The following is a 9,216-nucleotide window of genomic DNA, read 5'->3' on the forward strand; positions in this document are numbered from 1 at the left end:
GGTTTTCTGATAGCAGAATCCTTGTTGATAATCTCAAGTTTGTTAGGGTCACAAACCACCCTCGCAGGACAAAAAGCCCTTGTCGTGGGCATCAAAGATTATAACTATTGGTCTCGTTTGCAAAATTCACGTAATGATGCCGAAGACATGGCACAAACCTTACAAAACTTAGGCTTTGAAACGACTTTAATCACACGCAACGACCAAGGTGAAGTCAATAACGAACGCTTTAATCAAGCTTTACAACAATTTAGCCAAAATTTGCGTCCTGACGACCGTGTGATTTTTTTCTATTCGGGACATGGTGCAGCAATTCCTACCGATAGTGGCAGCACCGAAGGTTATTTGATTGCCAGTAACACGCCTGCGCCGAGTCGTGGCAACAAAGTAGCGATTCAACAAAACGCCATTTCCCTAAAACAAATTGCCGAAACTATTAGTAATAAAATTGACCCCGATGTCGGTTCGATTTTATTTATGATTGATGCCTGTCGTAATGAAGTGATTAATCGTGGTGCAGATGTGGTCGAAGAATCCACGCCAAGCCAACCTTTGTCTAAACAAATTGAAGTGATTTATGCCACCTCCAACGGCAGTACCTCACTCGATAAACTGCCCACCGATAATCAAAGCCGTAATGGCGTGTTTACTCGTGTGGCAATAGAAGAACTCAATCGTCATAAAAATAGACAAGGTTACTCTTCTGATGCGTTTTTTCCTGCGGTAAAAACCAAAGCCTTACAACTGGCCAAAGCCGCAGGTAAAAATCAAGTGCCTGCTTGGATGAATGATACAGGCCGCGAATCGTTTGTGTTTGTGCCTTGCCCAACTGACCAAGCCTGTAACGTGATTATTGATAACAGCACGACTATCAATCACAACAGCAGTGCCGACAAACAATTTTGGGATGAAATTAAAAACTCTACCGATGCCAATGATTACCGCGCTTATTTAAAACAATTTCCCAATGGTAGTTTTGTGGCATTGGCCGAAAGTCGGCGAGACAAATACAGTCAATCGACTAAACAAAGCAGCGTGTTAGAGTCTTTACGTTTACCTGACAATTCCAAAAAAGATATGTCTGTAGACGATATGCAAAAAGAACGCGAAAACAATCCTAATGGCACAAGCATTTATGACTCTTTGCAGCTAAAACCGAAAAAAAGCACAGCCGTTTTGGACTCTTTGCGCTTGCCTGAGAAATTAACGTATTCAGGTTGTGAGCGTATTGTTTTTGATTTGGATAAAGGTACTTTAAATGGTTTAAAGGCGACAGCTAGCCAACAAGAGGTTAAAAACGCACTCCCTTGTGCAACAGGTGATACCCCTGATGGCGAGAGTTATAACTACGGTGGCGGTGTATTCTTTTTAAATCATAATTTTTTTATGTACACAGGTAATAACTTTATTGAGGTACGGCGCGACTTTAAAGGCTCTGTTACCCCAAATCTATTGCAGCAAAGCCAAGAGCTTGTTGTGGCTCGTTATGGTCAACCTGCGTTTACTCGTCGTGGTGATTATTTTTACACGATGGCTTATGGTTGTTTGCAATTTACGTTTAATAATGGATTTGTTGACGAAATTGATGTGCATTATCAACAGTGTAAAGCAGCGAGTGAGGTGCGGTAGCGTGACGACTTATGCGATTATCGCGTAGCCTGTATGCAGCCTAGCGGAATACAGTATAAATTTATTACCCTGTGTTACGTTGCACTTCACACAGGCTACCTAGCTCTAATCAACGTGCGAGAAACGAAAATACGAATGGTTTAATTCGTCAGTATTTGCCTAAATCGTCTGCTTTTGATACTGTCTTGGACACTCAAATTCAAGCTATTGAAGAGGCTCTTAATAACCGACCTAGAAAATCACTAGGCTGGTTTACTCCAAGTCAGGTCATGGCTAATTTTTATACTGTCGCACTTGCTGCTTGAATCCGCCTATTAACAAAAACAAAAGCCCTGCAAATTCTACGCTTCCCCACTTCTTAGGACAGTCAAAAACTGCCCATGTGGGAGTAGTAGATAGCAAGGCTTCTAAGCAAAATATACTCATACCATCCGACGTTGTCAATAAATTTGAGACAGGTGGCAAGTTTAGCCAATCTTCAACAGTTGGCGACAGAACAATCACCCAAGTACGCGACAAACTCATTAGTCGTTTTGGTAAGCGCATTGTTGAATTACTTGAGAGTAAAGGTATTCTTAAAATTCATCAGTCGATGAACGATAAAGACATTCCTGCTGAGGCGTTACGTCAAGCCGTTTTTCATGGTTCGCCACACAAATTTGACAAATTCAGTCTTGAGCATTTGGGCAAAGGAGAGGGCGCACAGGCTTATGGTTGGGGACTGTATTTTGCTAGTAAAAAAGCGGTGTCAGAGTGGTATAGAAAGAATTTAACAGCACCTGATTTAACTACTGTTCTTTTTAAGGGCAAAAAATACAGTTTTACCGATGGAAATGCCGATAATCTTGTTAATGATTTGACAAGTTATTATGGATTCAACAGGAGGATTGTACATTCAGCAATAATGGAAATGAGAAAACATGGTTCAGTGTCTTTTGCGTACTCTTATCTAACACATAATGTAGAGAACAAAACAAAAGAACAACAAGACGTTTTAACAATCTTAACTATTTTACATAATGAGCTTTTTAACCATGAAGATGGTCAACTTTACGAAGTAAACATTCCAGAAGATGACACCATGTTGTTGTGGGATAAGCCGTTATCAGAGTCGCCAAAATTCGTTATTGATGCACTAAAAAAAGCAAAATTAGTGCAGCCTTATGAAATAGAGGAAATGACAGGCGAGGATTTTTATCTAGACTTATATGCTGAGGCTGGAAGCAGGCTCGGCATGAAAGCCAGTGACGTAGCGTGGGTTGACAAAGGAAACCCACGATTTATTAGCCAAATCAAGATGATGGGTTTCGTTCCTCAACCCATCCTACCAGCTAATAAAATAAAGAACCTCATAATCAAACAGCATCACATATTGCAAAAATCCATTTTTGGGATAAACTACTACTAAAGACACCATAGAGAACATTTATGCGCGTTATTGCACGACGCTCTTTATGCCAATTTTGGCAAAAAACAGGCAAAGAAGATGCTAAAACTCCTTTAGAACTATGGTATCACGATGCAATAAAAGCAGATTGGCGTACTCCGCATGATATAAAACAATATGCGGCAAATGCCAGTATTTGTGGCAATAACAGAGTTGTTTTTAATATTGGTGGCAATAAATATCGCCTAGTGGTTGAAGTGCAATATCAAGCTGCTATTGTTTGGGTTAAATTTGTTGGTACTCATGCAGAGTACGACAAAATTAATGTGGAGACGGTCAATGAATATTAAACCTATTCGTAATGATGATGACTTAACAGCGGCTTTTATTCGTTTAGAGTCTATTTTTCAAGCTATAGATGGCAGTCCTGAAGCAGATGAACGAGATATTTTAGTCACACTGATAGAGGCGTATGAAAATCAATATTATCCTATTCATCAACCCGACCCCATAGAAGCTATTAAATATAGAATGCTTGAAAAAGGGTTAACCAATAAAGATTTAGAGCCTTATTTGGGTGGGCAAAGTCGAGTGTCAGAAGTGTTAAATCGTAAACGTGGTCTGAGTTTAAAGATGATGAAACGTCTGCATGATGGTCTTAATATTTCTTATGAAACATTAATGATAGGTGTTTAATTATTCTTTTGCTCCTGCGTAGCGAGTAGCCTGTATGCAGTAAGGTAGCGTGGATTGACGAAGGAAACCTACATTTTTATTAACCAAATCAACATGATGGGTTTTGTGAATCATCCCTCCAACCTTAACAACGCTTTTAACGCTTTGGCGCGACTCACCAATAACGACAACAAAATCAAACTACAACCCACTAATTGTTGGCCAGACATTTGCTCGCCATACCAAGCCGCCGCCAACAACGCCACCCACACAGGCTCAACCACCAAAATCACCACGCCATGCGTATGCTGCGACAAACTTTGGGCATAGGTTTGAATTAAAAAGCGTGCCGCTGTGCCAATAATCGCGCTCGCCACAATCCACCCAAACATTGCTCCCGAAAACTCAGCCATCGTTTTTTGCCACGGTTCAAAAACCAAGGAAATAATACTGGCCACTATGCCCACCATCGCCAACACAATGGACGTTAAAGCAATTGGTGGCACACCTGCGACCACTTGTTGTTGACCATTAGCTAATTGGCGCACCGTTTGATTAGCGGCTAAGGTATTTAACCGATAAAACAACGCAAACACAAAAGCTGCGGTCACATAAAACCACTGCCCCACTTCGGGATTAAAACCATTTTTTAACGACAACAAAGCTAATCCAACAATAGCAAAAGGCAACGCTAGCCAATTACTACGCGTTTGCTTCTCACCAAAAAACAGCCGCCCCACAACAGGTACTAACACCACACCCAAACTGGTTAAAAACGCGCCCTCGCCAACGTGTGTGCCTGTAAACAAACCCATCACCCACAAACTCATACCCAAAGCAAACACCAAACCTGCGACCATACTGCGCTTAATCGCATACGCATCTAATTGACGCAAATGTTGCCAACCAATCACCGCCAATAATCCCGAAGCCAATAAAAAACGTAAGCCCATAAATAATAACGGCGGCATAATCATTACCGCTTCTTTAGACATAATCCAACTGACTGCGGCTAATAATGTCACTATCACCAACAACAAATCAGCCTTGGTTGAATTAGTCATTATTTATGTCCTCTCTAAAAATATTGTATAACTTGTTTATTGGCAAAAATTAGGCTAAAACCCTTGTTAAATTTATCCCAAGAGTTTTATCTATGTCGCAATATCAATTAGTCGTTTATGGCGCAACCAGTTTTGTTGGCCAATTATTAACTCGTTATTTAGTGCAAAATTACGGTGTTAATCAACAATTAAAATGGGCAATTGCAGGACGTTCGGCAAGTAAACTAAATGAATTAAAACAAAATTTAGGTTCAGGAGCTAGCCAATTAACAACAATTATTGCCGATGCTCAAGACGAATCTGCCCTTAAAGCCATGTGTCAACAAACTAAAGTTGTGGTATCAACGGTTGGTCCTTATGCCTTGTATGGCTCTAGCTTAGTTAAAGTGTGTGCCACATTAGGCACAGATTATTGTGATTTAACAGGCGAACCACAATGGATTGCGCGCATGATTGAACAATACGAATCAACCGCCCAAGCCAGTGGTGCGCGTATTGTTCATTGTTGTGGTTTTGACTCTATTCCTTCCGATTTAGGTACATTTTATTTACAACAACAAGCTCAACAACGTTTGGGGCAAACTTGCTCCCAAGTCAAATTAAGAGTGAAAGCGATTCGTGGTGGTTTTTCGGGTGGCACAGTTGCCAGTATGATGGAGTTGTTTAGCGAGCTTTCCAAAAATCCTAGTTTGCGTAAAGTCATGGCTAATCCTTATGCTTTATGTCCACCATCAAACCAACAAAAACCCAAACAACCCAATTTACAATTTGCTCAATATGATAAAGATGCTGGGGCTTGGTCTGCACCATTTGTCATGGCAGGGATTAACACCAAAGTGGTACATCGTAGTAATGCTTTAAGCAATTATGCTTATGGCACACAATTTATCTATGACGAAACCATGCTCACAGGCAAAGGACTTATTGCAGGAGCAGTCGCAGTTGGTGCATCGGTTGGCTTAGCAGGTTTTGTTGCGGCGGCAGTCATTCCACCCACACGCCGTATTTTGCAAAAAATTGTTCCCCAAGCAGGTGAAGGCCCTACTCCTAAACAGCAAGAACAAGGCTTTTATGATATTCGTTTAATTGGTTTAACCAATAATGGCCAACGCTTAACCGCAAAAGTGACTGGCGACCGTGACCCTGGTTATGGTTCTACCGCAAAAATGTTGGGTGAAGCAGCCGTTTGTTTGGCAACTGATATTAGCAAAACTGATAAAAAAGGCGGTTTTTGGACACCAAGCACTGCGCTTGGTCAACGTTTAATTGATCGTTTAGAAGCAAAAGCAGGTTTAACGTTTAGTATCGTATAAAGCAAAAGGACTTAGGTTTTCACCTAAGTCCTAATATCTTTAAACTACTTTAGATTTGGGTTCAACCGCTACAGGTGATTCAATCTTTTGTTTTTCTACTTTTGCTGCTTCAGCCTCAGCAATATTTTTTTGAATAATCATTTGATCTTCTATGGCTTCAAAGGCTTGTGTTGCTAACTCACCCACTTCTTGATTAACACGGCGTATGGCTTCGTACACCTGACCAAAACTTTTATCCCACAATTCATCACGCTTTTCGCTATCTACATCCAACAAACCTTGTTTTTCTAAAACAGCTAAAGGTAATGCAGCAATCGTTTTATGAATTTGCTCAACCGAGGTTGCACCGGTATCAATCGCTTGCTGAACTAAATCTTTTAAGGCTTCTAAACGAGTCAAGGTTTTGCTCATGTTAAATCTCCGCTAAGTTAGGGACTACGCGCCTGTTTAGACTTCATTAAATACAAGCTTTTGATAAAATGCGTAAGCCCTGAGGTTTTTAGAATTTGACTTCACTATACATCTATTTATCTGTACAGCACCACAAATTCTGACTTTATTTTGCGCTACTTACCCATAGCCCCTGAACCAGAAAACAGAAACTATGTTCAATAAAAATTGAACTTACACATTGTACAAACAAAATTCATTCTGTTAAAAACGTGTAAGCCTTGTTATTGCAAAATCTAATCCATTAAAACAATCCCTGTCAGTCAGTAGATGTATAGCTTAGTCAAAACTTAGGCCGCTATGCTGTTGATAGTAGCTGTTTTTGCGTTAATTGGCGTTACTTTTGCTGCTTTAGCCACAATGGTTTCGGCTCTTGCATCTTCAACTTTACGACCAAACGGTAAAGCATATTTAAAAATACGTTTTACTACGGTGGAAAATTGTTTAGTAAACGAACCTGTATTGTAGTGTTGGCCATAACGTTCACAAATTTCGCGTACTTTTACCGACATTTCGGCATAACGCATACCCGGTACATCAGGAAACATATGATGTTCAATTTGATGGCTCAAGTTACCAGACATATAGTCCATAATTTTGCCGCCTGTTAAGTTACTAGAACCACGTAATTGACGTAAGTACCATTGGCCACGTGTTTCGTTCTCTAACACTTCGATTGGGAAAGTCTCGGCATCTTCAGTAAAGTGACCACAGAAAATAATCGAGAATGCCCAAACGTTACGAATCATATTGGCAAAAAAGTTCCCTGTAATCACAGGAATAAACATTGGGCCAGCAATTAACGGGAAGAAAATATAATCTTTGGTGAATTGCTTACGCATTTTTGCCCAAATTGGCTTAAATTCTTCACGCACTTGAGCAAAGGTTTTTTCTTTGCTGATTAATTTTTCTAACTCTAAAGATTGTAAAGCCAATGTCCATTCAAAAGTCACCGCTAAGATAGCTGCCATTAATGGGTTTGCTAAAAAGCGTGATTCCCATTTTTGTTCAGGAAACAAACGCAATACGCCATAACCGATGTCATGATCCATACCACGAACGTTGGTATAAGTATGATGCATAAAGTTGTGAGTATGTCTCCAGTTATCTGCGGTACATACGGTATCCCATTCGTAGTCATTACCACGCAATGTTGGGTCATTCATCCAGTCATATTGACCGTGCATAACGTTGTGGCCTAATTCCATATTTTCAACAATTTTAGAAACACCCAAAATCGCTGTACCTGCCAACCAGAATGGTGGCAACCAACCCAACATTAAGGAAGTACGACCTGCAATTTCGGTGTAACGCACAAAGTTACGCACACCATAAATATAGTCAGCTTCTTTTTTGCCTAAACTGGCCATCGTTTCTTTGCGTAAAGCATCTAACTCTGCACCAAAGGCTTCAATTTCTTCTAAGCTTAAATCACGGCTTTTGCTAATCGTTGACATGATAATTCTCTCTTAATCTTAATTCAGTTTGTCTGTTTCTCGCCCTTTATTGGGAGAAAACTTACTTAAATATCTAAAGTCACAGGGCTTAAAGCTTCAGTCACACAAATACGAATCTGCGTATTTGGCTGATCATCAATCGCACCTGTAATCACATCACGCACAACACCAGATACTTTGGTACAACTACAGGTTTTACACATGCCAATTCGGCAACCATAAGCAGGTTTTGCACCACCAGCTTCAGCACTTTCCAATAACGTTGGTTTAGTGTTTAACAATAATTGCTGACTACGGCGTAAGGTAATTGGCATTTCGTTGACGGGTTTGTTAGGGTCAACAGCAGGCAAACCAAATACTTCTTGGGTTAATTTTTCGCTAATACCTTGTTCAGCCCAAACTTTGGTTACTGCACCCATTAAGCCTTGTGGACCACATAAATAGGTATGACGCTCGGTAAAATCAGGACAAACATCGGCTAATTGTTTATGGCTAAAACGTCCTGCATCACCACTAGTAGCTAAAACATACTGTAGTTTTAAAGAACGATGCTTAGTTGCCAATTCCACCATTTCATTACCAAAGGCTAAATCTCTATCTGTGTTTACATAATAAACCACAGTAATATCAGCATTTGGTTGACGCTTTAACGCTTCAACTAACAAGCTATAAATGGGTGTAACACCACTACCACCGGCAATTAACAACATTTTGCTTGGTAATGTTTCTGGCAACTTAAAGTCACCACCCACAGCACCTAATTCAATCACATCACCGATATTTAAGTTATCGTGCATCCAATTAGATACTTTTCCTTTAGGCTGACGTTTAATGCCTAATTCAATAACAGAGTCTGTTGGTGCGCTAACCAAGCTATAACAACGCTCATGAAAGCTACCGTTAATCATGATGCGCACGCTGACAAACTGACCAGCCTGAAACCCCTGCCAATGTTTATTGGGTTGTAAAACAAAACGTTTGATATCTTGTGTTTCATCAGTAATAGCAACCACTTTTGCCAAAACACGTTTTACAGTGAGCATTGGATCAATATGTGCCAACATAAAATCGAGCCAATCTTCTTTAACGCTACCAACAAAACGACCAATAACGGGATTCAGTGCTGTCATGTTCTTCGCTCCTACGCAAATAAGTGAACATTTGTGCACTTAATATAACCCAACCCAAAAATAAGTCAACACTTGTACACTAATTTTTTAATATTTTTCTTTAAATTTCCC

The 9,216-nt window shown here is 40.1% G+C and carries 9 protein-coding genes and 1 pseudogene; 6 read left to right on the forward strand and 4 right to left on the reverse strand.

Going from position 1 to position 9,216, the window contains the following annotated elements; genetic code table 11:
- Window positions 1-21: 21 nt before the first annotated feature.
- The 5 genes and pseudogenes from Q0212_RS02770 to Q0212_RS02790 all read left to right on the forward strand — a co-directional run bounded on the left by Q0212_RS02770 (window position 22) and on the right by Q0212_RS02790 (window position 3,712).
- Complete coding sequence (locus Q0212_RS02770) at window positions 22-1,629, forward strand: caspase family protein (protein ID WP_297921874.1); 1,608 nt, start codon at window positions 22-24, stop codon at window positions 1,627-1,629.
- Between the two features lie 110 nt (window positions 1,630-1,739).
- Window positions 1,740-1,934: pseudogene (locus tag Q0212_RS02775) on the forward strand (transposase); the annotation flags it as partial.
- Window positions 1,931-3,037, forward strand: a complete 1,107-nt coding sequence (locus tag Q0212_RS02780) for a hypothetical protein (protein ID WP_297921877.1) — start codon at window positions 1,931-1,933, stop codon at window positions 3,035-3,037. The pseudogene Q0212_RS02775 and the gene Q0212_RS02780, both read left to right, overlap by 4 nt.
- A 20-nt stretch (window positions 3,038-3,057) precedes the next feature.
- Window positions 3,058-3,366, forward strand: coding sequence for a type II toxin-antitoxin system HigB family toxin (locus Q0212_RS02785; protein WP_297921880.1), 309 nt, complete (start codon window positions 3,058-3,060; stop codon window positions 3,364-3,366).
- Window positions 3,356-3,712, forward strand: coding sequence for a helix-turn-helix domain-containing protein (locus tag Q0212_RS02790; RefSeq protein ID WP_297921883.1), 357 nt, complete (start codon window positions 3,356-3,358; stop codon window positions 3,710-3,712). The genes Q0212_RS02785 and Q0212_RS02790 overlap by 11 nt, the downstream gene beginning before the upstream one ends.
- A 110-nt stretch (window positions 3,713-3,822) precedes the next feature.
- Here the strand turns inward: Q0212_RS02790 and Q0212_RS02795 are convergent, their stop codons facing one another.
- The gene (locus tag Q0212_RS02795) at window positions 3,823-4,755 is read right to left on the reverse strand and encodes a DMT family transporter (RefSeq protein ID WP_297921886.1); all 933 of its coding nucleotides are present in this window, start codon (window positions 4,753-4,755) and stop codon (window positions 3,823-3,825) included.
- 92 nt (window positions 4,756-4,847) lie between these two features.
- Between Q0212_RS02795 and Q0212_RS02800 the strand changes: the two genes are divergently transcribed.
- Window positions 4,848-6,068 (forward strand): saccharopine dehydrogenase NADP-binding domain-containing protein, encoded by a 1,221-nt coding sequence (locus tag Q0212_RS02800; protein ID WP_297921890.1) that lies wholly within the window; start codon window positions 4,848-4,850, stop codon window positions 6,066-6,068.
- 39 nt (window positions 6,069-6,107) lie between these two features.
- On the opposite strand, the gene Q0212_RS02805 is transcribed toward Q0212_RS02800, so the two are convergent.
- From Q0212_RS02805 to Q0212_RS02815, 3 genes are all read right to left on the reverse strand, one after another.
- On the reverse strand, window positions 6,108-6,479 hold the full coding sequence (locus tag Q0212_RS02805) for a hypothetical protein (RefSeq protein ID WP_297921893.1): 372 nt from the start codon (window positions 6,477-6,479) through the stop codon (window positions 6,108-6,110).
- Window positions 6,480-6,808: 329 nt separating this feature from the next.
- A complete protein-coding gene (locus tag Q0212_RS02810; protein ID WP_297921895.1) occupies window positions 6,809-7,975 on the reverse strand; it encodes an acyl-CoA desaturase in 1,167 nt (388 codons plus the stop codon).
- 65 nt (window positions 7,976-8,040) lie between these two features.
- Window positions 8,041-9,105, reverse strand: coding sequence for a ferredoxin reductase (locus tag Q0212_RS02815; protein ID WP_297921898.1), 1,065 nt, complete (start codon window positions 9,103-9,105; stop codon window positions 8,041-8,043).
- Window positions 9,106-9,216: the final 111 nt, after the last annotated feature.

The sequence above is a fragment of the uncultured Agitococcus sp. genome, assembly GCF_937920075.1.
GTDB lineage: Bacteria > Pseudomonadota > Gammaproteobacteria > Pseudomonadales > Moraxellaceae > Agitococcus.